We start from the raw sequence: 1,158 nt of genomic DNA on the forward strand, positions 1-1,158 counted from the left end.
GGAAGGTCTGAACAACGAGGCCTGAGAGTGCGGGATATCGCGTCGTTCCGGAGAGTCGCGTTTGGATTTTTGGATTTTCGCCATTTCTGGCGTTTTTCCGTGGTAATTCCCAGGGTTACAGGCGCACGCTCCCCATAGCAGGCAGTAACTGCTTTCGCTTCATCCACAGGTTTGACAGCGCAAACAAGGTCAGCACTTGTGCCGTGTTCTTGGCCAGGCCGCGATAGCGGACCTTGGTGTAACCGAATTGCCGCTTGATCACCCGGAATGGATGCTCCACCTTCGCGCGCACGCTTGCCTTGAAGTGTTCCCAACGCTGTTCCCGAGCACGCTCGCGTTTGTTGCCAATGGCTTGCATCGTCGAGGGCCTGGCAGCGATGAAGAATGCAGCCTTGCAGGCCTGCAGTTCTTCGCGCTTGTCCGCACCGGTGTAGCCGCTGTCGCCGAACACGCTGTCTTCTTTGCCATGCAGCAACGTGTGCGTCACCGCGACGTCGGCGACGTTGGCGGCCGTGCAACGCACGTGGTGCACCAACCCGGAAAATTCATCCACGCCAATGTGCGCCTTCATCCCGAAATACCACTGATTGCCCTTCCTGGTCTGATGCATTTCAGGGTCGCGCGCATGGTCGGCGTTCTTGGTCGAACTGGGTGCAGCGATCAGCGTCGCATCGACGATCGTGCCCGACCGCAGGCTCTGGCCCTTGCGCGCCAGATGCGTGTTGACGGCTTCCAGCATCCGCGCGGCAAGGCCATGGGTCTCCAGCAGGCGCCGAAAGTTCAAAATCGTGGTCTCGTCCGGAACGTTGTCCAAGCCGCCAAGCTGGGCAAAGCGCCGCAAGGTCGGGATCTCGTGCAGCGCTTCTTCCATCGCCGGATCGCTCAACGCATACCACTGCTGCAACAGTTGAATCCGCAACATTGTGGCGAGTGCGTACGGTTGCCGACCTGGCCGCCCCGACACCGGATAGTGCGGCGCGATCAGCCCGAGCAATTGCTGCCACGGAACAACCTGCTCCATCTCGGCCAGGAAGATCTCCCGGCGGGTCTGCTTACGCTTGCCCAGGCCCTCAGCGTCACCGAACGTCAGTTGCATGCATCACTCCTCAACGTGAGTGGATAGTGTCGCGTATCTGCGATGCGTTGTTCAGAGGTTCC

Annotated in this window: 1 protein-coding gene; it reads right to left on the reverse strand. The window is 59.9% G+C overall.

The annotated features are described in order from the left end of the window. Window positions 1–115: 115 nt before the first annotated feature. Complete coding sequence (locus tag LL972_RS21565; RefSeq protein WP_228329327.1) at window positions 116–1,096, reverse strand: IS5 family transposase; 981 nt, start codon at window positions 1,094–1,096, stop codon at window positions 116–118. Between the last annotated feature and the right edge of the window lie 62 nt (window positions 1,097–1,158).

Origin of the sequence: Xanthomonas campestris pv. asclepiadis (genome assembly GCF_020784175.1) — a bacterium.
GTDB classification, from domain to species: Bacteria; Pseudomonadota; Gammaproteobacteria; order Xanthomonadales; family Xanthomonadaceae; genus Xanthomonas; species Xanthomonas campestris_D.